Raw genomic sequence first — 24,448 nt, 5'->3', positions numbered from 1 at the left:
GCTACCGGACATCCGGTAGCGGCCCCGCGTCGTTTTCCTCGGTGACAGGCCTGGTCGGAGCCGAATTCAGGTAGTCGATTACTCAGGTGCGAAGTACTCGTCCGCCGCGACAATTCTCGGTATGGAGAGGCTCGTCATCCTCCACCCGCAGGAATTGGCGGGTACCGTGCTGCGGCTGAACAGCGGTCGGCAGCTGGTCGGACGTGGCGCGCGCGCGGATCTACGTCTCGACGATCGCTATGTCAGTTCCGCCCACGCGATCATCCACAACGCGAGCGGGCACGTCACGGTGGAGGATCTCGGGTCCGCGAACGGCACCAGGGTCGGTGGCGAGCTGGTCGCGGGCCAGCGGCCGCTGCGCGACGGCGACATCGTCACCTTCGGCAGTATCGACGCGCGGTTCGAGCAGGAGGCGGCCACGCTGTCGATGCCGAGCCAGGCGATCCGCAGGCCACCACCGAACTCCGTCACGTTCGACGTGGGTCGCCAGTCCGGGCACCAGATCAACAATATCGGCCGCGACCAGTACAACAGCTATGTCGAGCAGCGCGAGAGTTTCCTGCGCGCGGTCGCGGCATCGAAGACCAAGGCGCGCTGGGTGTTCTGGATCGGCATGTTCCTGCTGGTCGGCGGCGCACTCGGATACGCCTACTTCTTCATCGACGGAATGAGCGAATTCAACGATTCGTTCGGGATCGAGACCGCGCCGCCCGAAGGCATTCCGTTCTTCGGTCCGGAGACGGCCATCGGCGTCCCTGCCGGGCTGATCTGCTTCGCGGTCGCCTTCGTCGGTCAATTCATGCTGATCATCGGCCTGATCATGTGGATCGTCGCGGCCGCCCGCGCTCGCAAGGTCGACCAAGACCCACGGCACGCGTGGAACTCACCGTTCGTCAGATAAGGGGAAATCTCGTGGTCTTCAATATCGGTTCGCAGCAGGGCAACATCAACAATGTCGCGGGCGATCAGACGATCCACGGCGGTCAGCACGGCACCTTCACGGCCACCCAGACCGTCGAATTCGCCGTCGAGCTCGAGGCCACCCTGCGGCGCTTCGGCATGCGACGCGCCGCCGACGACGCGGCGGCGGTCCAGCGCGAACTGGCACAACCGCAGCCCGACCGCGAGCAGATCTCCGCGCGGCTGACCCGGATCGCGCAGGCGGCCACAGCCGTCGCGGGGGCGGCGGCCGCGGTCCACGGACCGCTGACCGCCCTCGCGCAGTGGCTGGGCGCGCTCGGTGCGCCGATCCTCGGTCTGCTCGGCTAGACCGGATCAGCTGAAGCCGACGGCCTGGTCGCCCCAGGCCGTGTGCAGGTCGGCGTCGGGGTTGTCGACGACCCGGTCGATGGTGTCGATGAGCAGGGTGGTGCGGGCGGCGGGCAGGTAGTGCGGCCAATGCTTGGAGCCGTCCAGCGCCGCGGGCACGCCGTGTTCGGCGAAGGCGAGCCAGCGGCGCTGCATGCGGCCCGACACCGCGACCGAGGCCTTGCGCCCGCCCAGCCAGAAGGTCGGATCGTGGTTCAGGGTGCCGAAATTGCCGAAGACATAGGGCAATTCGGTGGCGTGTCCGGCGCCGACGCGCGCAGCCTTCAACATCGGGGTGGCGTAGTCGAAGCGGTACATCCAGGTCGGTGAGTGCTGGGCATGGCCTTCGGCGACCCAGGCGGCGGGCATCCGGAAGGCGGCGTCGGTGGACATGGCCAGCGCCCCACGGGTTTTCGTGAGGTCGGGGTAGGCGGAGGTGATCTCGGCGATCCGTTCCGGCGACATCTCCGGATGCGAGGCGGCGACATCGTTGAGCATCGCGTTCACCGCGTCGGGAGTCACCGGCATGATCGGTGACCGCAGCACACGGAACAGCGAGGCCTCGTCACGGTTGGTGCCGATCAGCAGCGGTACCCGGTGCGAAAGTCCCTGCTGGAAACGGTCGATCGGATAGCCGGGCAGCAGGTCACCGTCGACGACCGGCGCCGCCGCGAGCCTGCCCGGTTCCTTGATCGGCACCTCGTCCAGCAGCACCGCACCGACCTCGACGAGCTGCTCGATCGGCAGCTCGAGCAGCCGTTGCGCTTCGCCGGGACCGAGTTCGAGCAGTTCGAGGTAGCGCTGGGCGACGACGGCGGCGCGTTCCTGTCCGAAAACGGTGGTGGCGGGCGGACTCTGGGCGATCGCCTTGTGGAACAATCCGGCCGCGGCGGGCGAGGTGAGCAGGGCGGTGACGCAGCCGGCGCCCGAGGACTCACCGAAGACGGTGACATTGCCCGGATCACCGCCGAACGCGGCGATATTGTCGCGCACCCAGGCCAGCGCGGACAGCTGATCACGCAGGCCGAGGTTCGGGGTGAACGGCGCACCGAACGAGGACAGGTCGAGGAAACCGAGCACCCCGATCCGGTAGTTCACCGAGACAACGACCACGTCACCGGCTTCGGCCAGCCTGCGCCCGTCGTAGATGGTCTGGGCGGCCGTGCCGAGGCAGTACGCGCCGCCGTGCACCCACACCATCACCGGCCGCGGTTCGTCGTCGCTCGGCTCCGGGCGCGGCGACCAGACATTGACCCACAGACAGTCCTCGCCCATGGCCAGATCGGAGTCGACCGGGACCATCGAGCCCATCGCCTGCGGCGCGATGTCACCGAAGACGACGCACTCGCGCACGCCGTCCCAGCGCTGCGGGGGCCGCGGCAGGCTGAACCGAGCAGGTCCGGCGGGCGCCGCGGCGTAGGGGACGCTGCGCCACACGGCGACCGGCCCGTCCCAGCGCCCGCTCACAGTTCCGTGCTCGGTGTGTGCCAGCGGTTCGGCCTCGTGCGTCCGCACGTCGGCGTCGAGATCGGACTGAATGCTCATCGCACACCTCCTTGCCGGCGCGACCCCGCGGGTGCCTGTGTATTTGCTCCCGCAGGCCGCAGCACCTGGTGACTCCATACGAGAGTACGTCCGCCCGCCCCGAAGAGCCTCCCAACGCACCATTCCGCCTGGTAACAGTTACTCCGCGGACACACACGAACCTCCCTCTTCGGAGCACGGCGCACCGGTCACACTGTGATTTCGGACACGGGCGCGACCCAGCGCACCGATCCCGCGCGGCCGTCCTCCAGCACCGAGACCCCTCTCGGACGACTCCCCATCGAGATAGCTGAAAGTGTGCCGATATCGGCGGCCCACGACGTCGGCCCGACTGCTTACACTGTGCCGATGCCGAACTACAGCTTCCGGTGTCGCTCCTGCGGCGACACGTTCGAGGTGAACCGGCCGATGGCGCAGGCTTCGGATCCGGCCGCCTGCCCCGCGGGGCACGACGACACGGTCAAACTGCTGACCACATTCGGGACCGTGGGGCGCGGTGCCGCACCCGCGCCGGTCGCGGCACCCCGGCCCGCCGGTGGCGGTTGCTGCGGCGGGGGCGGCTGCTGCTGAGGTTCAGTCGCGCCGGTCGACGTGGCCGAGATCGCGGTCGGGGGCGATCCGGTCGCGGACGCGCTGCTTGAGGACGGCGATATCGGGAAAACCGCCGTCGGCCTTGCGTTCCCACAGCTGTTCGCCGTCGAGGGTGATCCGGAAGATGCCGCCCTGGCCGGGCACCAGCGCCACCTCGCCGAGTTCGGTGGCGAAGGTGGTCAGCAGTTCCTGCGCCATCCAGCTCGCGCGCAGCAGCCAGCGGCATTGGGTGCAGTATTCGATCGCGATCCTGGGCACGAGGTCAGTGTGTCAGGCCTGGAAGGTGCCGTCGAGGTACACCCACGCGCCGTCGACGCGGACGAAGGTGCTCAGCTCGTGCATCGCGTCGCGCAGGCCGTCCAGCTTGTAGTGGGCGATGAACTCGACGGTGCCGTTGTCGTCGAACGGGCCGCCACGCTGGGTACCGACGATCTCGAGGAACAGCCACCGCTGGCCGGGGTCGAGTTCCAGGTCGGCGGGACGGGTGTTCGGATGCCACGACCGCAGCAGGTAGTCGGTGTCGCCGACGACGTAGGCGGTGTAGCGCGAGCGCATCAGGGTCTCGGCGGTCGGCGCGGGTCGCGTGCCTGCCAGGATCGGTCCGCAGCAGCGGTCGAACGGTTCGCCGCGGCGGCACGGACACGGTTTCGCTTCACCCATGGTCGTCATCCTGCCGGGTCGCGGCACTCGCCGGCCAGGCGGGCTCAGGCGAAGGGCTGGTGCGCCAGTGGCACCAGCTCGAGCGACCTGGCGAGGTCGGCGGTCTGATCACGCCAGCGCCGCAGATCGGTGACGCTGGGCGCCATCTCGTAGTCGAGGTGGTGCGCCGCCCGCGACAGCGCGGCCCACAGCGCGCCGACCTGTCCCGCGGTCTCCGGCCCCGCGTAGACGCGCAGGGCGAGCAGCTGCGCCCGCATCGGACAGCGCATGAGTTCCGGGGCGATCTGCGCCCACAGTTCGTCGACGGCCTGCTCGAGCGCGAGCCGCAGAATCCACGCGACCGCCCGCGACCAGACTCCACCGGCGTCGGAGACGGCACCGGACAGGAGATGTTCGGCCGCCTCGAGCCGTTCGGGCACCGAGGGGCGGGGCGTGTATTTCGCGCGCCGTTGCCTGTTCCGGTGGTAGTTCACCAGGGCACCGCCGAAGCACCCGCCGTAGCCGGCACGCAACCGGGCCCCGTGGAGATGCGGAAACCACACCGCACGGCTGTGCGTGCACGCCGGCTCATGAGCGGACCGCGGCGGGCTCGTGGGCGCGTAACCAGGCGATGAATCGTTCGGTGTCGCTGATCAATTCGCGCATCGGGCGGTCGATCGGCACGTGCGCGCCGGCGGTGGCATCGCGCAGGACGCCGACCAGCCAGCGGCCGCCGACCGCGATCAGGTGCTTGTTGAGGTCGTCGACGCGGGCGCCGGGACCCATGATCGCGAGGGTGAGCATGGCGCGGGTGGTGTGGGCGTTGCGCACGCGCCGTTCCACTTCGGCGTGGTCGAGGCCGGTGGCGAGCAGTTCGTGGCGGGCCTTCGCCAGGCCTGCCGCTTCGATCGCGGATCGGCAGCACGTGGCGACCAGTTCGTCGGCGATGGCGGGCGGCAGCTGGGGTGTGCGCAGCAGGGAGCGGGCGTCGTCGAGGTAGCGGCGGACCGGGTCGCCGGTCACCCTGACCTCGACGATGGAGCGTTCGCGGCGCTGGACCTCGAGCACCGTGGCATCGAGCTGCATGCGGCGCACCGCCTCGGCGAGCCGCTCGTCGTGGGTGAACACCACCACCTGCCGGGTGATCGCCACCTCGGCGAGCACGCGGGCCAGCCCGTCGACCTTCGCCGGGTCCATCGCCTGCACCGGATCGTCGATCATGACGAAGCGGAAAGGGCTGTGCGCCATCGTCGCTCGCGGCAGGAACAGTGACAGTCCGAGCGCGTGCAGCTCACCCTGGCTCATCACCCCGAGCGCCGCGCCGTCCACCTCGTCGACGGTGACATCGAGCAGCACCCGCCGCGCCGTCCCCGCACTGCCCTGCAACCGGATCGCGCCGAGCTCCACATTGCTCTGCTGCCGCAGCGTGCTCCACACCCACCTGGCAGTGCTCTCCAACGGCCGCATCCGCTCGCCCCGGATCGTCGCCGTCGCCGATTTGAGCCAGTCGGCCGCCTTCTTCACCACGCGCAGCTCGGCGGCGTCGGCCGATACGGCGCGAGCGGGATCGAGCCAGGCGAGAATTCTCGGCACCAAGGGCGACCACACCGAGTCGAGCCGCGCGAGTTCGGTACGCGTATCACGTTGCAGGGCTGCGAGTTCGGCGGAAAGGTCGGTATGCGTGGCACGGATACGCCCGGGAACCCCGTCGTCGTAGTCGACCGCACCGAGCTCGGCCCACACCGACCAAAGACGCCGAACCGCCGTATGCCGCGCTAGTTCGGCCGGCACGCGGGAGGTGAGCGAGCGGGTGGCCGTCAGAGCCGCGTCGAACTCGGTGCGAGCGGAACGCAAGGCCGCGAGGTGGGCACTGCGCTGGGTGATTTCGGCGTCGGCGGCGGTGAGCCAGGCGGCGTCGAGGTCGCCGCGGCCGCAGACGGGGCACGGGCAGGACTCGACGGCGGTGACGTGTTCGCGTGCGCGGGTGAGTAATTCGAGGACGCGGAGATCGGACTCGGCGTCGGTGGTCGCGTGTCGCGACAGGTCGGCGGCCGCATCGGCGAGGCGATCCACCGTCGCCGCGACCTGGGCCGCGTCGGGCAGGGTCAGGCGCAGGATCGCCCGCAGTCCGTCGGGGCCGTCGACGCCGAGCACCGAGCCTGCCACCGCGGCCGCCACCGCGTCGAGGTCGGGTTCGGGGGCACGCAGCAGGTCGGCGACGCGGCGGGCGCGGTCGTCGTCGACATCGGCGAGTTCGGCCAGCAGGTCGGTTCTGGATTGGCGCGAATCCCGCCCGGCGCGTTCGAGTTCCAGTTTGCGCAGGCGGATGTGTTCGGCGGCGGCGGCGAGTTCGTCGAGGCCGAGCAGCCGGTGCAGCGCGTCGAACAGGTCGCTCGGTTTGCCGTCGACCAGTGCGCCCAGTTCGCTGTAGGACAGGAACGGCCGGTACAGGTCGAGACGTTGCCGCCTGCTGCGTGGATCGACCGGGACGGGCCGGGCCGATCCGCGCTGTTCGGTCCAGTGCGCCTCACCCAGCTCGGCGCCGGGCGCCCACTGGGTGGCGACCGTGAGCTCGGTGTTCGCACCCGCCGTGAGCAGTTCGACCTCGATCCGGGCGAGATCGGGTTCGTGCAGGTTGCGCCACCCTTCCCGCCACGCGGTCGACCGGCCGTCCCAGCGCCGGTTGCCGCCGGTCAACGCGAATTCGGCGGCCTCGGCGAAGCTGGATTTACCGCTGCCGTTGCGTCCGACCACCAGGGTGAGCCCAGGTCCCGGGTTCAGACCCAGCGTGGCCGTCGGCCCGATGCCACGGAAACCGTGCACCGTGATCGAGCGCAGAAAGACGCCGGTATCACCGGAATCCGGTGCGGCCCGGTCGTCGTCGGCCTCGGACAGGGCGGCCAGCACGCACTCGGCGACCCGTGCTTCCACGGCGGGGTCGGCCGCGAGCTCGCGCGCGACCACCTCGGCGATCCGATCCGAGCACATGTGCGACATCCCCCTTCGCGCCCGCGCGCAACGCGGCGGCCGATGTGCCCGACCGACGAGATCCTCCTCGGTAAACGCTACCTGATCGCGGAGCGTTCGCCCAGGGGATGCGCAGTGCCCCAGCGAATCTGCCCGCGGGAGTGGAATGGCCATCGTGGTGCCGCGGCGGGCCCTCGATGTCCACCCCTCGCCCACCCCGGCGGGCAGCTCGATGAGGTGCTCACACCCGCGATACGCTGCGTTGAGCGGCGCGGGCGGTCCGGGCGAGCCGAACAGGTCAGAATGCCAGACTTTTCCGCAGGTAGCAAGTAGGGAAACGCGAATCCGCCACAGCACCAGCGTTTTCCAGGAGGTTCGTCTGTCTGGGCGGCAGTTGTCGGTGGGCTGCTGTAGATATTTCGGCGACAGAGAACGGGGGAACCGATGACCGATCGACAGGCGCCGTGGACCGAGGACCAGGTCCGCGCTCTCGCACCGGACGCGAGCTCACTGGCTGCCGCACGCAAGCTGGCTGGTCGCTGGCGGTCGACCGGCGCCGCCGGAACCGCCGTGTGGGGTCTGTGCCAGGGCAGCGGGTCCAAGCCGTATCAGACGATCGTCGACCTGGCCGGGCCCGCGTACAAGTGCTCGTGCCCGAGCCGCAAGTTCCCCTGCAAGCACGCGCTGTCGCTGCTGCTCACCTGGTCGGGTGGCGCGGTGTCCGCTCAGGACGCGCCCGCCGAATTCGCCGCGGAGTGGCTGGCGGGTCGCGCGGCCAAGGCCGCGGCCCCACCGAAGACCAAGGCCGCCGCCACGCCGTCGCAGGCAACCGTCGAGCAACGGCGAGCGCGGGTGTCCGCGGGGCTGACCGAGCTCGAGGTGTGGCTCACCGATCAGATCCGCACCGGCCTGGCTCAGACCGATCGGTCGTTCGCCGCCTACGAGGCGATCGCGGCCCGCATGGTCGATGCCCAGGCGCCCGGCGTCGCGGCGACGCTGCGCCGGCTGCCCGCGCAGGTGGTGACCACCGAGCACTGGCCCGAACTGCTGCTACGCGAGTACGCCCGGTTGCATCTGCTGGTGCTGGCCCATCGCACCCTCGACGCGCTGCCCGAGCCGCTGCAGGCGGGCATCCGCACCCATGTCGGCTACCCGACCCAGGCCGAGACCGTGCTGGCCGAGCCCGCCGTGCGCGATCGCTGGCTGGTGCTCGGCATGCGGGTCAGCGAGGAGGATCGCCTGCACACCCGGCGCACCTGGCTGCGAGCGCGCGGCAGCGGACGCTGGGCGGTGCTGATCGAACATTCCTTCGGCACACCGAATTTCACCGGCGAGGTGCCGGTGCCCGGCCACGAGGTGGACGCCGACCTGCACTACTACCCCGGCGCCGCCCCGTTGCGAGTCCAGTGGGGCACCCGCCACGGCGCCCCCGAACCCTTCACCACCGTGCCCCCGACCGGTGGCACCACGATCGATGACGCGCTGGATGCCTACGCGGGCGCGCTGAGCAACGATCCCTGGCTGCGCTCCTGGCCCGCCCTGCTGACCGAGGTCGTTCCGGTGCTCGGCGAGCACGGCTGGCAGCTCGTCGACGCCGACGGCGCCGCATTGCCGTTGTCGGCGGGGGCGCGGCCGTGGCGGTTGATCGCCGTGTCGGGTGGTCATCCGGTGACGGTCACCGGTGAATGGCGTGCCGACGGTTTCGACCCGATCTCGGTGTTCGCCGCGGGCGAGGTGACCGATCTGGAGACGGAGTTCCCGGCGCAGTCCGCGGCGACTCCCGAACTGGCCGAGCTGGTTTCGGTCGCCCTGCTCGGCACGGCCCGCCGCAATGCCGACAGTGTGGAACTGGCCGGTGCCGTCGCGGGCGCGGTGCCGCAGCGTTCCGGCGAGCCCGCCGTCCGGCTGCTCGACACCGCCGCGCTGCAGGATCTGTATCTGCGCGGTGGTCGCCTGCCCGGCTCGGCGCCGAAACCCGAACCCGCCTCGGATGATCCGCGGCGCCTGCTGCCGAGGCAGGCCGCCGATCGGCTCAGCCGCCTGCTGGCCGACAAGTCGGCGTTCCTGCCCGAATGGTTCGCCGCCGCAGCACCCTTCGACTTCCGGCTGCCGGATGTGCTGTGCGTTCAGGCGCTCACCGCGGCGTCCGACAGCGGCCTGCGCGCGCCGCTGCTCCGGCTGGCGGGTCGGCGCGGCCGCTGGCTCGCGGCGCGCAATCCCGCGTGGTCGGGTGTACTGGATTCGTTCCCGGTCGATCGAACCGCGACGGTCGCGACGAATGCCGTTGAATCTGAGTCTGCTGGTACACAAGATATCTGGTTGTTCGGCGCGCCCGGTGAGCGCAAGGACTGGCTGGCACTGTTGCGCCGGACCGATCCCGCCGCCGCCCGCGAGACGCTGAGCGCTGCCTGGGCCAAGGAATCCGGCCCGATCAAGGCCGAACTGCTGGCACTGCTCGGCGCCGGACTGAACCTCGACGACGAACCCCTGCTCGAGCGGGCTCTCGACGACCGCCGCGGCGATGTCCGGCGCACCGCGACGGGGCTGCTGGCCCGGCTGCCGGGTTCGGCGTTCGGGCAGCGGATGGCGGCGCTGGTGTCATCGTGGGTGCGAGTGGACGCCGACGGCACGGTCACGGTCACGGTGCCCGCGGAAGTCGACGCCGAAGCCAGGCGCGACGGCATCACCGACAGCACCGATCAACCCAAGATGCGCTGGGACACCCCGGATTCGACGGTGAAGACCCTGCACCAGGCCATCGCGGCGACACCGCTGACCGCGTGGGCATCACTCGTCACCGGATCCGACACCGCGACCGCCGCGCTGACCATGCCACTGCCGCCGCGCTACGCCAAAGCGATCGTCGACGGCTGGGTCGACGCCACCCTGGCTCAGCGCGACACCACCTGGGCCCGGGCGCTGTTCGCGCACGCGACGCCCACCGAACAGGCTGTGCTGCGCCGCCGCGAACTGTTCACACTGCTCGATGCCGCCGACCGGATCGAGCATGTGCTCGACCTCGATGCCCACCAGCTCACCGAGCTGCACGCGATCCTGCCCGGCCTCGACCATCCCTGGCCGCAGCAGGTCGCCGACCACGTGCTGCGGCTGCTCGGCGAACGCGCCCGCACCACGGCCCGCCAGCCGCATGCCACCGCCGGCGTGTACACCGACCGTGCCCTACTCACCGCCGCGGGCGTGCACCTGCCCGTCGACCTGGCGACCCGCGTCACCGCGCTCGCCGACACCACCGAGGATCCGGCCTGGCAACAGGCCTTCCACCGACTCGCCCACGATCTCACCGACCGCGCGACCATGCTCAAGGAGCTGCGATGACCACCACCGAACCGGCAACCACCCTGCTGCGCCCCCATGCCGAACAGGCTTTCGCCGACGAGCTGGCCGCGCTGGCACGCGTCGACGACCGGCCGCGTCCGCCGTCCTGGCGGCTCTCCCCCTGGGCCGTTGTCACCTATGTGCTAGGCGGGACACTCGACGACGGCACCGTCATCACGCCCAAGTACGTCGGCCCGCGTCGGCTGATGGAGGTGGCCGTCGCGACCCTCGCGACCGACCGCGCACTGCTGCTGCTCGGTGTGCCCGGCACCGCGAAAACCTGGGTTTCAGAACATCTCTCGGCCGCCATCAGTGGCGAATCGACCCTGCTGGTGCAGGGCACCTCCGGCACCGCGGAGGAAGCGATCCGCTACGGCTGGAACTACGCCCGGCTGCTCGCCGAGGGCCCCAGCGACGCCGCGCTGGTCGCCTCGCCCCTGATGACCGCCATGCGGACCGGGGCGATCGCCCGCATCGAGGAACTCACCCGCATCCCGTCCGATGTGCAGGACGCACTGATCACCATTCTGTCCGAGAAGACGCTGCCGGTGCCCGAGCTCGGGGCCGAAGTGCAGGCGGCCAAGGGTTTCAACGTGATCGCCACGGCCAATGACCGCGACCGCGGCGTGAACGACCTGTCCTCGGCACTGCGCCGCCGCTTCAACACCGTGGTGCTGCCGCTGCCCGCCGACGAGGATTCCGAGGTCGCTATCGTCAGCAGGCGCGTCGAACAGCTCGGCGCCGCACTGGAACTGCCGACGGTGCCCGCCGCCGCCGAGGAGGTGCGCCGGGTCGTGCGCGTGTTCCGTGAACTGCGCTCCGGGATCACCGCCGACGGCCGCACCAAACTCAAGTCCCCCTCAGGCACCTTGTCCACCGCCGAGGCGATCTCGGTGATCACCAACGGCCTCGCCCTGTCTGCCCACTTCGGCGACGGTGTCCTGCGCGCCTCCGACATCGCAGGCGCCGTCCTCGGATCCGTGATCAAGGACCCCGTCGCCGACTCGGTGATCTGGACCGAATACCTCGAGGCCGTGGTACGGGAACGCCCGGACTGGGCCGATTTCTACCGCGCCTGCCGCGAGATCTCGAACTGATACGGGCCGGCGGGGAGGACGGAACAGACAGCACACATGGGGTTTTCGATGAGTGAACAGATCGACGGCGAGACCAGCGCGGCGAGTGCGGTGCCCGCTCCTGCAAGCAATACCGACGCCGTGACGCGCGTTTTCGGCATCCGTCACCATGGGCCCGGCTCGGCACGGTCGCTACGACAAGCGCTCGAGGAATTCCGGCCCGACGCCATCCTCATCGAAGGCCCCGCCGATGCCGATCCGCTTGTCGGCTTCGTGGCCGCCGACACCATGACCCCGCCGGTCGCACTGCTGGCCTACGTCCCGGATTCCCCTGCCCGCGCCGCATTCTGGCCGTTCGCGGTGTTCTCGCCGGAATGGCAGGCCATGCGCTACGGCGTCGACCACACCGTGCCGGTCCGCTTCTGCGACCTCCCCGCCGCGAACGTCCTCGCCGCCGAGGACGAATCGCGCGGCGATCGCACCGACCCCTTGGCAGCTCTGGCCTCGGCAGCCGGCTACGACGATGCCGAACGCTGGTGGGACGCCGTCGTCGAATCCGTGCCCGACAGTGCGGCTTTCGACGCGATCACCGAGGCGATGGCCGCACTGCGCGAGGACGCGATTCAGCATGCGCCGGCAAGTGACACCGACTTTCCCGAGGATCCGGCGATCGCGCCGCTCGTCGTCGATCAGCACACCCTGCGGCGTGAGGCGCACATGCGGCAGGTGATGCGGCAGACACTCAAGGATGGGGCGAAGCGGCTGGCGGTGGTGTGTGGCGCGTGGCATGCGCCTGCGCTGGCCGGGGCGCTCGGGCCTGCCGCGCCGGATGCGCGGCTGCTCAGGGGGTTGCCGAAGACGAAGGCGGCGTTGACCTGGGTGCCGTGGACACATTCGCGGCTGGCGGCGGGGTCGGGGTACGGGGCCGGGGTGACCTCGCCGGGCTGGTATCACCATCTGTTCACCGAGACCGAGCGGCCGGTGGCGCGGTGGCTGACCAAGGTCGCCGGTGTGCTGCGGTCGCACGATCTGCCGGTGTCGAGCGCGCACATCATCGAGGCGGTGCGGTTGTCGGACACGCTGGCCGCGTTGCGTGGCCGTCCGCTGGCGGGATTGTCCGAGGTCACCGAGGCCGTGCGGTCGGTGATGTGCGGTGGCGACGAGACCATGCTGCGGCTGGTGGTGGACGAACTCGTCGTCGGCGAGACGCTCGGTGGTGTCCCCGATGACACCCCGACGGTGCCGCTGGCGGCGGATCTGCGGGCGCGGAGCAAGACGCTGCGGCTCAAGCAGGAAGCGCTCGCCCGCACTGTCGACCTCGACCTGCGCAAGGAGCGCGATGTCGAACGCTCGCATCTGCTGCACCGGCTGCGGCTGCTCGGCATCGACTGGGGCACTCCGACCGTCGGCGAGGTCCGCAACACCGGCACCTTCCGGGAGACCTGGACGTTGCGCTGGGAACCGGAATTCGAGGTCCGCATCGTCGAGGCGGCGGTGTGGGGGACGACGCTGCGCACCGCGGCCGAAGCCAAGATCCTCGACACCGCGAGCCGGGACGGTGTATCCGTCACCGAACTCGCCGACGCGCTGGAGATGGCACTGCTCGCCGACCTGGGTGGTGCCACCGACGGGTTGATCACCCGGCTGGAAGCGGCCGCCGCCCTCGACCACGACGTCACCCACCTCCTCGGCGCCCTGCCCGGGCTGACCCGAACGCTGCGCTACGGCGATGTCCGCGGCACCGACACCAAGGCGCTGGCCCATGTCGCCGACGGCCTGCTGGTGCGGATCTGCGCCGGCCTGCCCGGTGCGGTCACCGGTCTCGACACCGACGCGGCCGAGGCCCTGCGCGCCCAGATCGACGCCGCACACACCGCGATCAGCACTCGCGACGACGACCACGCCACCACCGAATGGCTGGCGACCCTGCAGCGCATCGCCGACCGTGACGATGTGCACGGCGCCATCGGCGGCCGCGCGGTGCGCCTGCTCTGCGACGCCGAACGCATCGACGACGCCGACTCGGCCCGCCGTCTGGCCGCCGCCCTGTCCATCGGCAATACCCCCGCCGCCAAGGCCGCCTGGATCGACGGCTTCCTCGGCGGACGCGGCCTGCTCCTGGTGCACGACCGGGAGTTGTTGCGCCGCATCGACGATTGGCTCCGCGAACTCGCCGAAGACCAATTCGTCGCCACCCTCCCCCTCTTGCGCCGCACCTTCGGCTCCTTCGAATCCGGCGAACGCCGCGCCATCGGCCAGGCCCTGCGCGACACCGGCTCCGCACCACCCACCCCCACCAGTGCCACCGCCATCGACCCCACCCGTGGGCAACTGGCCCTGCGCGCCGCCACCGCGATCCTCGGCGCCGCCGGATGATCGCGCTTTCTCCGGCCGATCTGCGACTTGTTGCAGCACGCATCCCACGCACCCCGCTCGATCACCAGGAGCAGCCATGACCGGTACCGACGAAACCCATTCGCGCCGATGGCGGCTCGTGCTCGGCCAAGCCGCCGAAGAACAGCTCGGCGGCCTGTCCGCAGGCCCTGATCAGGCGATGGACCAGGCACTCGGCGCGCTCTACAACACGGGCGAGGCAGGCGGATCGACGAAACGGTCCGGTGGGCTGGGTGGTTCGGCGCCGCGGGTGGCGCGCTGGCTGGGCGATATCCGCACCTACTTTCCCGCGACCGTGGTCGAGGTGATGCAGCGCGACGCCGTGCAGCGGCTGAATCTCACGCAGTTGCTGCTCGAGCCCGAGCTGCTGGAATCATTGGAACCCGATGTGCATCTGGTGGGTACGCTGCTCGGCCTCAATCGGGTGATGCCGGAGACAACGAAGGCCACCGCGCGGATGGTGGTCGAGAAGGTGGTGCGCGAGATCGAGCGGCGCATCGCCGCCAAGACCGTCGCCGCGGTCTCGGGCGCGATCAATCGCGCTGCCCGTACCCACCGGCCGAAGCTGCGCGACATCGATTTCGATCGCACCATCCGCAAGAACCTGGCCAACTATCTGCCCGAGCACCGGACCGTGGTGCCGGAACGGCTGGTCGGCTACGGGCGCAAGGCGCAATCGATCCAGCGCGATGTGGTGCTGGCGATCGACCAATCCGGGTCGATGGCGGCCAGTGTCGTCTACGCGTCGGTGTTCGGTGCGGTCCTGGCGTCGATACGCTCGCTGAAGACGTCGCTGGTGGTGTTCGACACCGAGGTCGTCGATCTGACCGAGCAGCTCAGCGATCCGGTCGACGTGCTGTTCGGGACCCAGCTCGGCGGCGGCACCGACATCAACCGTGCCATCGCCTACTCGCAGTCGCTGATCACCCGGCCCACCGACAGCCTGTTCGTGCTCATCTCCGATCTGTACGAGGGCGGGGTGCGCGAGGAGATGCTGCGCCGGTGCAATGCGATGAAGGAAGCGGGCGTCCAGGTGGTGGTCCTGCTCGCGCTCTCCGACGAGGGCGCACCCGCCTACGACCACGAGAACGCCGCCGCGCTCGCGGCTCTCGGCATCCCCGCTTTCGCCTGCACCCCGGATAAATTCCCCGACCTGCTGGCCACCGCCCTTGACCGTGGCGACATCACGCACTGGGCCGACACGCACGCTCCGGCCGTGTGAGACCGTGAGTTTCGCTAGGCTGCACAGCGATCGGGTTCGGTGAACGGGGTGAGGCGATGTTGCGGCGCGGGGAGGTGTTCGCCGGGTTCGTCATCGAGCGGGAGCTGGGGCGCGGCGGGATGGGCGCGGTGTACGCGGCCCGTGATCGGCGGCTGCCGCGGCTGACCGCGCTGAAATTGATGCACCGTGACTTGTTCAGCGACTTCGAGATCCGGACCAGGTTCGAGCGGGAAGCCGATCTGGTCGCCCAGCTCGACCACCCGAACATCATCACCGTCTACGACCGCGGCGTCGACGAGGAACGGCTGTGGATCGCCATGCAGTTCGTCGACGGTGTCGACGCGGCGGCGGTGCCTGCCGAGCAGTTCGGGGTGGAGCGGATCGCGCAGATCGTCACCCAGACGGCGAGCGCGCTGGACTACGCGCACCGTCAGGGCGTGCTGCACCGCGATGTGAAACCGGCCAACATCCTGCTGTCCCGGACCGCGGGCGTCGGCGCGGGCTTCGACGAGCGAGTGCTGCTCACCGACTTCGGCATCGCGAAACTCCTCGACGACACCGGCGGCCTGACCCGCACCGGCCAGTTCACCGCCACCATCGCCTACGCCTCCCCCGAACAGCTCAGCAGCGCACCGCTGGACGGTCGCGGCGACCAATACTCTTTGGCCTGCACCGTCTTCCGGCTGCTCACCGGCAGCGGCCCGTTCGACGCGCCCAACCCGGCGACCGTCATGCTCGGTCATATCAATGCCGTTCCCCCGAGGGCCAGCACCCGCCGGTCCACTTTGCCGACAGCGGTCGACGCCGTCCTCGCCAAGGCGATGGCCAAGGACCCGGCGCGACGGTTCCCCACCTGCACGGATTTCGCCGCCGCTTTCACCGAAGCCCTCACCCGCCGAGCGCAGGCCCCGCCGAGCGACTCCCTCCCGATCGGGACCTCGGCTCCGCCCCGGGCCGGGTCGCCTGCCACCGGTCACGCGCCGGATCACCGCTCCGGCACCGATATCCGTGGCCGCGGCGCCGTGCCATCGACCAGTACCGACAGTCCGTCGCGCACCGATTCGCAGCAGTCCCGTCGGGCTGCGGAACCGGACTTGGCCCGACGGCTCGACCCGACCGGGCGGGGCGAAACGCCGGCAGGCAGCGGGCCACGGATCGACACCAGGCACCCGGACAGGCACACCGGCGCACCAGCTTTCGGTCAGCGCGACCCCGGGAAGCAGGCTGGTGCGGGACAGGGCTTCACGGTGACGCCCCGGCTCGAACACTCGCGGCGGAGCAGCGACGCCGTGGCCAGTGCCGCATCAGTGTGGCTGAACGCGGTACACGGTTGCCTGATCGGCGGTGCTGTCGGTGACGCGCTCGGCGCCCCGGTGGAAACCAAATCGCTGCACCGGATCCGGGCCGAGTACGGCCATCTCGGCGTCTCCGACGACGCCGCCGATCTACGAATCTCGGAGGAGACACAGCTGACCGCCTTCACGGTGGAAGCATTGATCCGGGGTTCGGTGCGGGCCAGGGCCAAGGGCATCGGCGGGGCGACGCTCGGACTGCTGCAACAGGGGATGCTCGTATGGCTGCGCGGCCAGGTGCGAGACCTGCCCGATCAGCGGTTCGCACTGCACAGCTCCCTGGCCGACCACCCCGAGCTGACCGAGCAACGCGGCGTGGCGAACTCGGTGTACACCGCGCTGCGGCAGGCGGTCGAGCGCGGCGCACCGACGAGTCCCCTCGGCACCCGCGACCAACCGATCAACAACTCCAAGGGCAGCGGTGCGGTCATGCGTGCCGCACCGTGCGGATTCGGTTACGCCGCAGACCGTTCCGGTGCCGCGCTGGGCGCGATCTTCGAACTCGGTTGCGATGCTGCCGCACTCACCCACGGTCACCCCAGCGGCTGGCTCCCCGCCCGGCACCCTCGCAGCCCTGGTTTACCGGGTCAGCCGTGGTGTCGACACCTCGACGGCACTGGACCACGCCCGTGCCGAACTCGCGAGTTACCCTGGCCACGAAGAGACTTCGGCTGCACTCGACGCCGCGATCGCCCTGGCCTCCCGCACCGCCCGGCCGGGCCGCCCACCCGGCCCCGAAGACCTCGAGACACTCGGTCAGGGCTGGATCGGACCAGAAGCGCTCGCTCTCGCCGTCTTCGCTGTGCTCGCCGCCGAGGCAGTCGGTGGCCCGGCCCACATGATTGTCCGCACCGGACTCCTGTTGTCGGTCAACCACTCCGGCGACAGCGACGCCACCGGCTCGATCGCGGGCAGCCTCCTCGGCGCCCGCTACGGCCGCACCGCGCTGCCCCACCGCTGGTCACGCACCGTCGACGCCCGCCCCGTCCTGGACCGCCTTGCCACCGACTACTGCACCGAATTCGGCCTTACCCCACCTCAGGACAATCACGGCCAACCCACCGACGACTGGTACGACCGCTACCCGGCGTAACCGGGGCCGATCGCCTACCACCGCTCGCGCCACCGGGCCTCGACCGGAACATGGCATCTGCGCGCCAGCGGGCGCACGCACCCGCGAGGTCGAACGTGCTCGGCCCCCGGCGGAAAGTCCGCCAGGGGCCGAATCGCCTGCTACTCCTACAGATCCGCGATAGCCGCCAATGGAGGAGTCCGAGCCGCGCGCACACCCGGCCACACCGCGGCCAGCACACCGACCACACCCGAGGCGATCAACACCGTGACCAGCTGCGACCACGGGATGGTGATCTGGTCGATGCCCAGGTCGCGCAGGGTGCGCAGGAAGCCGACGCCGAGGGCGATGCCCAGGACCAGGCCGACGATCGCGCCGAAGATGGCGATCAGCATGGATTCCAGGTAGATAGTGCGGCGCACCTGGGATCGCTGGGTGCCGACGGCGCGGAGCATGCCGATCTCGCGGCGGCGTTCGACCACCGACAGGGCGAGGGTGTTGATGATGCCGAGCACGGCGATCACCACCGCCAGCGCAAGCAGGCCGTAGAGGATGGCGAGCAGGGTGTTGATCTGCTGGCCCTGCGCGCCCTTGAACTGCTCGTGGTCCTGCACCTGCACGACGACGAACGGTTCGGTGGCCTTCTCCAGATTCGCCCGCATGGCGGTGAGATCGGTGCCGGGCTCCGCCTTCACCAGCACGAAGGCATTGGTGCGCAGGCTCGGCGGCATCAACTGCTCGTAGACGCCGGGGTCGACGACCATCGCGCCGAGCAGTGGCGAGTTGGCGAAGACGCCGCCGACGGTGAGCTCGAGCTTCTTGCTGTCGAGGCTGGTGATGGTGATCTTGTCACCGACCTTCCAGCCGCGATCGCCTGCCTCGGTTTCGTCGACGAGCAGCTCGTTCGCACCGATCGTGGTGGAGCCGCTGAGCAGGTCGATGTCCATCACCGGGTCGATCGGCCCGTCCGGTGAGGTGGCGACGATCTGCTCGTCACCGACCTTGAAACCGACGACCCTGATGCCGGTGACATCGCTGACCCCGGGCACCTGGGTGCGCACGGCGTCCACCGCACCGAGCGGCGCGCCGATCATCTGCGGACCGGCGAGCACGTATTCGGCCTTCACGCCCTTGTCGATCAGCACGCCGACGCTGGTCTTGGCCGAGGCGCCGAGGATGCCGATCGCCGAGACCAGCATCAGGCCGAGGGTGAGCGCGAACGCGGTGGCCGCGGTGCGGCGCGGATTGCGCACGGCGTTGTTGCGGGCCATCTGCCCGATCGCGCCGAACGGCCGGGTGAGCACACCGAGCACGAGCACCATGGGCCGCGACAGCGCGGGCGCGGCGAGCAGCACGGCCAGGATCAACCCGAGCGCACCGATGCCGACGGTCACCGCCGAGCCCTTGCCGGTGCCCTGGGCGCCGACATACACGAGCACGCCACCGGCCACGGCCATGACCGCACCGACGGCGGTCCGCACATGCAACGAGTCACCGGCGCTGGCGAATTCGGAGCGCATCGCCTCCACCGGCGGCACCTTGGCGGCGCGGCGAGCAGGCGCGTAGGCGCTGGCCACGGTCACGATCAGCCCGACGAGCAGGGCGACGATCGCGGTGCGCGGCAGCACCGTCAGCGACCCGGTTGGCAGGCCGAGATCGAAGGCGTTCAGCACCGCCGACAACCCGAACGCCAGCCCGATGCCCGCGGCGAGACCGATCGCGCTGCCGATCAGGCCGATCACGACGGCCTCGCCGACCACCGACCGGCCGACCTGCCTGCGGCTCGCGCCGATCGCGCGCAGCAAGGCCAGTTCGCGCAGGCGCTGGGCCACGATCATCGAGAAGGTGTTGTAGATGATGAAGGTGCCGACGATCAGCGCGATCGCGCCGAAGGCGAGCAGGAAGTAGTTGATGAAGGTGAGCGCCTCCGAGACTTCCTTCTTCATGTCCTCGCGGACCTCGTCGGCGTTCTGCACCTTGTAGTTGGGCAGGCCGGCGGCGAGCTGGTCACGCAGGTCGTCGGCCGAGACACCCGGTGCGGCGGCGAGATCGGCGTAGGCGACGTGCGAACCGTCGGTGAACAGCTTGCGCGCCTGCGGTTCGGTGAACATCACCGCGACAACGCCGCCGCCCTCGGTACCCGGCATCGCGTAGACGCCGGACAGCGTCACCTCGAACGGGTCGCCCTTGGACGGGATGAGCACCTTGGTCTTGTCGCCGACCCGGAGCCCGGCCTTCTCCGCGCCGGTCGTGTTGAGCGCGATCTCGTTCGGCTGATCGGGCGCGGCACCAGCGACGAACGTGTTCGGCTCTTCGACCGACTTGTCCGGCGGCAGGTAGGACAGGCCGAAACTCGGTGCGCCACCGGTCTGCACGGCCTTCTTGCCGTCGGGTTCGAGCAGCACCACCGGGCCGTTGACGGCCGGGGCGACGCGGTCGACACCCTCGGTCTTGGCCAGCGCGTCCACGATATTGGTCGGCACGCCCAGCGACTGCCGGTCCTTCGGCCCGACGCGCACGTCGACGCCCTGGGCCTGACCTTCGAAGATGCCGTCGAAGGTGCGCTGCAAGGTGTCGGTGAAGACGAACGAGCCGGAGATGAAGGCGGTGCCGAGCACCACCGACAGCACCGTCAACGCCAGTCGCACCTTGTGCGCGGCGAGATTGCGCAAGGCGACCTTGCGCATGGGGTTGGTCATCGGGTCTCCAGCGCCTTCATCCGGTCGAGGATCGAATCCTGGGTCGGATCGCGCAGCTCGTCGACGATGCGGCCGTCGGCGAGGAACACGACGCGGTCGGCGTAGGCGGCCGCGCGCGGGTCGTGGGTGACGATCACGACGGTCTGCTCGAACTCGTCGACCGAGGCGCGCAGGATCGAGAGCACCTCACCGGAGGAATGCGAGTCCAGGTTGCCGGTCGGCTCGTCGCCGAAGATGATCTCCGGCTTGCCGACCAGGGCGCGGGCGCACGCGACGCGCTGCTGCTGGCCGCCGGACAGCTCGGAGGGCCGGTGCTCGAGCCGGTCGCCGAGACCGAGGCGCTTGACGACGGTGTCGAGCCATTCCTCGTCGACCGTGCGGCCCGCGATGTCGAGCGGGAGGGTGATGTTCTCCAGCGCGGTCAGCGTCGGCACCAGGTTGAAGGCCTGGAAGACGAACCCGATCCGGTCGCGGCGCAGCGCGGTCATCTGCTTGTCGGACAGCCCGGTCAGCGCGGTGTCGCCGATTCGGACATGGCCTTCGCTCGCGCTGTCGAGACCGGCCAGGCAGTGCATCAGCGTCGACTTGCCCGAGCCGGAGGGGCCCATGATCGCGGTAAACTCCCCCTTCGCGAAGTCAGCCGACACCCCGTCCAAGGCCTTGACCTGTGTGTCTCCCGATCCATACAACTTGACCAGGTCCTGCGCGGCGGCCGCGATCTGGGTGGCGGCCGCCTCGTCGACGGCCTCGGTGCCAATGGCATGCGAAGTCATGGTGTCCAGTCTGTCTGCCGACCGGTCAGCGCGCCATCCGGAATTCCCCCGATACCTAGGTGATGACCCAGTCGAAGGCCGCTGCCTTCGAGCGCGCGCCTTCCGCGGTGCGGGAACGGTTGGGTTCGCCGAGGTCGGCGAGCAGCTCCTCGGTGAGGCCGACCAGGCTCGCCAGGGCGGCCGGGGTGAACCAGCCGGGGCGGGTCGCGAAGAGGATGTCCTCGGAGGCGGTGTTGCCGCTGGCGCCGGGGGCGAATGGGCAGCCGCCGAGGCCGCCGAGGGCGCCGTCGACCATCGTCGCGCCCGCCGCGACGGCGGCGAGGGTGTTGGCCACGCCCATGCCCCAGGTGTCGTGACCGTGGAAGACGATGCGACGCGACGGTGAGCGGTCGCGGACCGCCGAGACCAGCGCGCTCACCTGGCCGGGGTGGGCCTGGCCGAGGGTGTCGGCCAGCACGATGTCGGCGGCGCCGCCGGTGCGCGGATCGTTGGCGATGGCCAGCACCCGCGCGGGGTCGACCTGGCCCTCGAACGGGCAGGTGAAGCTGGTGGCCAGGCAGACCTGGATCTCGCCGCCCGCCTCCTCGGCGAGGCGGATCGCGTCGGGCATGGCGGCGACCGAAGCCTCGGTGTCGCGGCCGATATTGGCCTTGTTGTGGCTGTCGGAGACCGAGAAGCAGTACTGGAAGTTGCGCGCACCGGCCGCCGCTGCCTTCTCGATGTGCCGGGGCGTGGCCACCCAGACCCAGCACTTCGCCAGCTCGTCCGGGGTGAGCGCCGCGATCAGCTCGAGCGAGTTGGCCATCGGCGGCACCAGGTCCGGCCGGGCCATCGAGCCGATCTCCAGCGCGGGCACGCCGGCGGCCAGCAGCCGCCGGACGACATCGATCTTCTGCTCGGTGGGCAGCACCTTGCCGGTGAGCTGCAAGCCGTCGCGCAGGGTCACATCCCGCAGCAGCGGGGCGGTCATCGCCGCTGTTCCGGTTCCTGGGCGGGCACGCACATCACGCCGCCACACGGTTTGTCACCGACGCTGGCCGGCGTCGGATGCACGGTCGGGCGCACATGGCCCGGTCCGCGCTGTTCCCACTTGCTGCGCACCGGTGGGCGGCGTCTGCCGTGTACTCGCCTGCTCACGATGCCTCCAGCGCGTCGATCTGATCTTCGCTCATCCCGAGCAGCCCGCCGAGCACTTCTCTGGTGTGCTCGCCGAGGTCGGGGCCGACATTGCGGATCGGCAGCGACTGTCCCCCGATCACCGGGACGATCCCGGGGAACCCCACCTGCCTGGGTTCGGGCTCGCCCACGTCGACGGGGAACGACTGGATCATATTGCGTGCGCGGTACTGCTCGTCGGCCACGATGTCGGCGGCGGTGTAGATCGGGCCACACGGGATGCCCGCGTCGTCGAGCAATTTCAGTGCCTCGTCGCGGGTGCGCCGGCTCGACCATTCGGCGATGGACGCGTCGAGTCGTTCCCGGTTGCGCCAGCGGCCCGCGTTGTCTGCCAGCTCCGGGTCGGCCGCCAGATCGGGACGGCCGATGACCTGCATGTAGCGCTGGAAGATGGCATCGCCGTTGCCGCCGATGATGATGCTGTAGCCGTCGCTGGTCGGGTAGGCGTTGCTCGGGGCGATGCCCTCCATGCGGCCGCCGACCCGCTCCCGGTTGATGCCGTAGGCGAGGTGGTCGGGGACCAGCGATTCCATCACCGACAGGATCGACTCGTTGAGCGCGACGTCGATGATCCGCTCCATCTGCGGCACCTGACCGGACACGCGCTCGCGCTGGAACAAGGCCATCACGGTGCCGAACGCGGCGTAGATGCCCGCGATCGAGTCACCGATGGACACCCCGACCCGCACCGGCGGCCGGTCCGGATCGCCGACGAGCTCACGCAGACCACCCACGGCCTCGGCGACCGCCGCGAAACCGGGACGCGCCGCCATCGGGCCGGTCTGGCCGTAGGCGGAGATACGGGTGATGACCAGCTTCGGGTTCACCTCCTCGAGCACCTCGGGGCCGAGGCCCCATTTCTCCAGCATGCCGGGGCGAAAGTTCTCCAGCAGCACATCGCAGTGCCGCAGCAGATCGAGCACGATCGCGCGACCCGCCTCGGTGCGCAGGTCGAGCACGATCGACTTCTTGTTGCGGTTCACGGTGCGATACAGCATGGAGGTGTCGCCGCCGTAGAGCCGCCAGTTGCGTAACTCGTCGCCCGTACCGGGGCGTTCCACCTTGATCACCTCGGCGCCGAAGTCGCCCAGAATACGTCCGGCAGTGGGAGCGGCAACATAGTTACCGAGTTCCAGGACGCGCACTCCGTCCAACGGCCGAATCTGTTCCGCCACCCCGCGACTTTAGCGTGTCGTCCGGTAGCTCGACTGTCGGCCCTCGGGCTTGCGTGGCGTGCACGACAGCGGGGAGGTGGTTGGGGAGTTACCCATGTTCTCGCGAGATCAATGAATCGCCTCCCCACCTGCGACTCAGCTGGCCAGGAGTTCGGGCTCCTCGATGACGGAGTAGTGCTCGGCGTCGCCCTCGACGACGGTGCTCGGCGTGCCGTCGACGCCGATCGGGATGTCGCCGGCGAGGGTGATGCGGGTCAGGCGGCGGGGCTGGTTGTCGTAGTCGTCGATGGCGTAGTGCTGGGTGGCGCGGTTGTCCCAGATGGCGACGTCGCCGTCGGCCCAGGTCCAGCGGGTGGTGTTCTCCAGGCGGGTGACGCGGTCCTGGAACAGGCGGAACAGCGCCTGCGACTCGCTGGTGGACAGGCCGACGAAGTTCTTCACGAAGTGGCCGAGCAGCAGCGCGCGCTCGCCGGTCTCGGGGTGCACCCGCACCACCGGGTGCTCGGTCTCGTAGTAGGTGGACTGGAACTCCGCGCGGTACTCCTCGGACTTCGGGCGCAGCGGCTCGACAGTGCGGGCGGCGTAGTCGTAGACGTTGGTGTGCACCGCGCGCAGGTTCTCGGCGAGCGCCTTGAGCGGTTCGGGCAGCGAGTCGTAGGCGGCGACGGTGGAGGCCCAGGTGGTCGAGCCGCCGTAGGTCGGCAGGTACTCGGCGCGCAGGATCGACGCCTTCGGGATGCGGTCGACGAAGGTGACGTCGGTGTGCCAGGAGTTGGCGCGGCCGTTCTCGGAATCGATGGCCAGGCTCTTGACGCCCTGCGACTTCACCGTCGGGTGCGGGGTGGTCGGGCTGCCGAGCAGCTGCGCGAACTCGTGCTGGCCGTCCTCGGTCAGGTGTTGCTGACCGCGGAAGAAGATGACCTTGTGCTCATTGAGCGCACGGCGAATCGTCGCGACGGTCGCCGCGTCGAGGTCACCACCGAGACGGACGCCGTCTACCTGAGCGCCGATGTGGGCGCCGAGCTTGGTCACCGTCACGGTGGCTGGGGTGGCGTGGTCGACCGTCATGGGGGATCACCTCTGTCGTTGTTGATCGGTTGATATGCATCAAGCACACCGCGAA

The 24,448-nt window shown here is 69.9% G+C and carries 18 protein-coding genes and 1 pseudogene; 9 read left to right on the top strand and 10 right to left on the bottom strand.

The window, feature by feature from the left end:
* Positions 1 to 121: 121 nt before the first annotated feature.
* Positions 122 to 901 carry an FHA domain-containing protein gene (locus tag ACWF82_RS09375; protein WP_452499616.1) on the top strand — a complete coding sequence of 260 codons (780 nt, stop codon included), beginning with the start codon at positions 122 to 124 and terminating at the stop codon, positions 899 to 901.
* 11 nt (positions 902 to 912) lie between these two features.
* Positions 913 to 1,269, top strand: a complete 357-nt coding sequence (locus ACWF82_RS09370; protein ID WP_452499615.1) for a hypothetical protein — start codon at positions 913 to 915, stop codon at positions 1,267 to 1,269.
* Positions 1,270 to 1,275: 6 nt separating this feature from the next.
* Here the strand turns inward: ACWF82_RS09370 and ACWF82_RS09365 are convergent, their stop codons facing one another.
* Positions 1,276 to 2,853: a carboxylesterase/lipase family protein gene (locus tag ACWF82_RS09365; protein ID WP_452499613.1), complete on the bottom strand. Its 1,578-nt coding sequence runs from the start codon at positions 2,851 to 2,853 to the stop codon at positions 1,276 to 1,278.
* Between the two features lie 348 nt (positions 2,854 to 3,201).
* Here ACWF82_RS09365 and ACWF82_RS09360 point away from each other — a divergent pair, with 348 nt between their 5' ends.
* The gene (locus tag ACWF82_RS09360) at positions 3,202 to 3,423 is read left to right on the top strand and encodes an FmdB family zinc ribbon protein (RefSeq protein ID WP_189026561.1); all 222 of its coding nucleotides are present in this window, start codon (positions 3,202 to 3,204) and stop codon (positions 3,421 to 3,423) included.
* 3 nt (positions 3,424 to 3,426) lie between these two features.
* Here the strand turns inward: ACWF82_RS09360 and ACWF82_RS09355 are convergent, their stop codons facing one another.
* The 4 genes from ACWF82_RS09355 to ACWF82_RS09340 all read right to left on the bottom strand — a co-directional run bounded on the left by ACWF82_RS09355 (position 3,427) and on the right by ACWF82_RS09340 (position 7,071).
* Positions 3,427 to 3,702, bottom strand: coding sequence for a SelT/SelW/SelH family protein (locus ACWF82_RS09355; protein WP_132369677.1), 276 nt, complete (start codon positions 3,700 to 3,702; stop codon positions 3,427 to 3,429).
* A 12-nt stretch (positions 3,703 to 3,714) separates the two neighbouring features.
* On the bottom strand, positions 3,715 to 4,113 hold the full coding sequence (locus ACWF82_RS09350) for a YchJ family protein (RefSeq protein WP_452499612.1): 399 nt from the start codon (positions 4,111 to 4,113) through the stop codon (positions 3,715 to 3,717).
* 35 nt (positions 4,114 to 4,148) lie between these two features.
* On the bottom strand, positions 4,149 to 4,577 hold the full coding sequence (locus tag ACWF82_RS09345) for a hypothetical protein (protein WP_452499610.1): 429 nt from the start codon (positions 4,575 to 4,577) through the stop codon (positions 4,149 to 4,151).
* Positions 4,578 to 4,671: 94 nt separating this feature from the next.
* Complete coding sequence (locus ACWF82_RS09340) at positions 4,672 to 7,071, bottom strand: AAA family ATPase (protein WP_452499609.1); 2,400 nt, start codon at positions 7,069 to 7,071, stop codon at positions 4,672 to 4,674.
* 423 nt (positions 7,072 to 7,494) lie between these two features.
* Between ACWF82_RS09340 and ACWF82_RS09335 the strand changes: the two genes are divergently transcribed.
* The 6 genes and pseudogenes from ACWF82_RS09335 (at position 7,495) to ACWF82_RS09310 (ending at position 17,523) form a co-directional block, all read left to right on the top strand.
* On the top strand, positions 7,495 to 10,386 hold the full coding sequence (locus ACWF82_RS09335) for a DUF5691 domain-containing protein (RefSeq protein WP_452499607.1): 2,892 nt from the start codon (positions 7,495 to 7,497) through the stop codon (positions 10,384 to 10,386).
* Positions 10,383 to 11,483, top strand: a complete 1,101-nt coding sequence (locus ACWF82_RS09330; RefSeq protein ID WP_452499605.1) for an ATP-binding protein — start codon at positions 10,383 to 10,385, stop codon at positions 11,481 to 11,483. The genes ACWF82_RS09335 and ACWF82_RS09330 overlap by 4 nt, the downstream gene beginning before the upstream one ends.
* 48 nt (positions 11,484 to 11,531) lie before the next feature.
* Positions 11,532 to 13,838, top strand: a complete 2,307-nt coding sequence (locus ACWF82_RS09325) for a DUF5682 family protein (protein ID WP_452499603.1) — start codon at positions 11,532 to 11,534, stop codon at positions 13,836 to 13,838.
* 76 nt (positions 13,839 to 13,914) lie between these two features.
* Positions 13,915 to 15,078: a VWA domain-containing protein gene (locus tag ACWF82_RS09320; protein ID WP_452499601.1), complete on the top strand. Its 1,164-nt coding sequence runs from the start codon at positions 13,915 to 13,917 to the stop codon at positions 15,076 to 15,078.
* 56 nt (positions 15,079 to 15,134) lie between these two features.
* A pseudogene (locus ACWF82_RS09315) lies at positions 15,135 to 16,928 on the top strand (protein kinase domain-containing protein); the annotation flags it as partial.
* 13 nt (positions 16,929 to 16,941) lie between these two features.
* On the top strand, positions 16,942 to 17,523 hold the full coding sequence (locus tag ACWF82_RS09310) for an ADP-ribosylglycohydrolase family protein (protein WP_452499599.1): 582 nt from the start codon (positions 16,942 to 16,944) through the stop codon (positions 17,521 to 17,523).
* A gap of 146 nt (positions 17,524 to 17,669) precedes the next feature.
* Here the strand turns inward: ACWF82_RS09310 and ACWF82_RS09305 are convergent, their stop codons facing one another.
* The 5 genes from ACWF82_RS09305 to ACWF82_RS09285 form a co-directional block, all read right to left on the bottom strand.
* Complete coding sequence (locus ACWF82_RS09305; RefSeq protein WP_452499598.1) at positions 17,670 to 20,201, bottom strand: ABC transporter permease; 2,532 nt, start codon at positions 20,199 to 20,201, stop codon at positions 17,670 to 17,672.
* Positions 20,198 to 20,974, bottom strand: coding sequence for an ABC transporter ATP-binding protein (locus ACWF82_RS09300; RefSeq protein WP_452499596.1), 777 nt, complete (start codon positions 20,972 to 20,974; stop codon positions 20,198 to 20,200). The genes ACWF82_RS09305 and ACWF82_RS09300 overlap by 4 nt, the downstream gene beginning before the upstream one ends.
* Positions 20,975 to 21,029: 55 nt before the next feature.
* Entirely contained in the window at positions 21,030 to 21,944 is a 915-nt protein-coding gene (locus ACWF82_RS09295) for a hydroxymethylglutaryl-CoA lyase (protein WP_452499595.1), read from the bottom strand.
* A gap of 163 nt (positions 21,945 to 22,107) precedes the next feature.
* Positions 22,108 to 23,325 carry a CaiB/BaiF CoA transferase family protein gene (locus ACWF82_RS09290; protein WP_452499594.1) on the bottom strand — a complete coding sequence of 406 codons (1,218 nt, stop codon included), beginning with the start codon at positions 23,323 to 23,325 and terminating at the stop codon, positions 22,108 to 22,110.
* 135 nt (positions 23,326 to 23,460) lie between these two features.
* On the bottom strand, positions 23,461 to 24,393 hold the full coding sequence (locus tag ACWF82_RS09285) for a TauD/TfdA dioxygenase family protein (protein WP_452499593.1): 933 nt from the start codon (positions 24,391 to 24,393) through the stop codon (positions 23,461 to 23,463).
* Between the last annotated feature and the right edge of the window lie 55 nt (positions 24,394 to 24,448).

The sequence above is a fragment of the Nocardia sp. NPDC055053 genome, assembly GCF_053608285.1.
The sequence above is the reverse complement of the archived record's forward strand: the minus strand, read 5'-3'. Positions and strand labels throughout refer to the sequence as shown.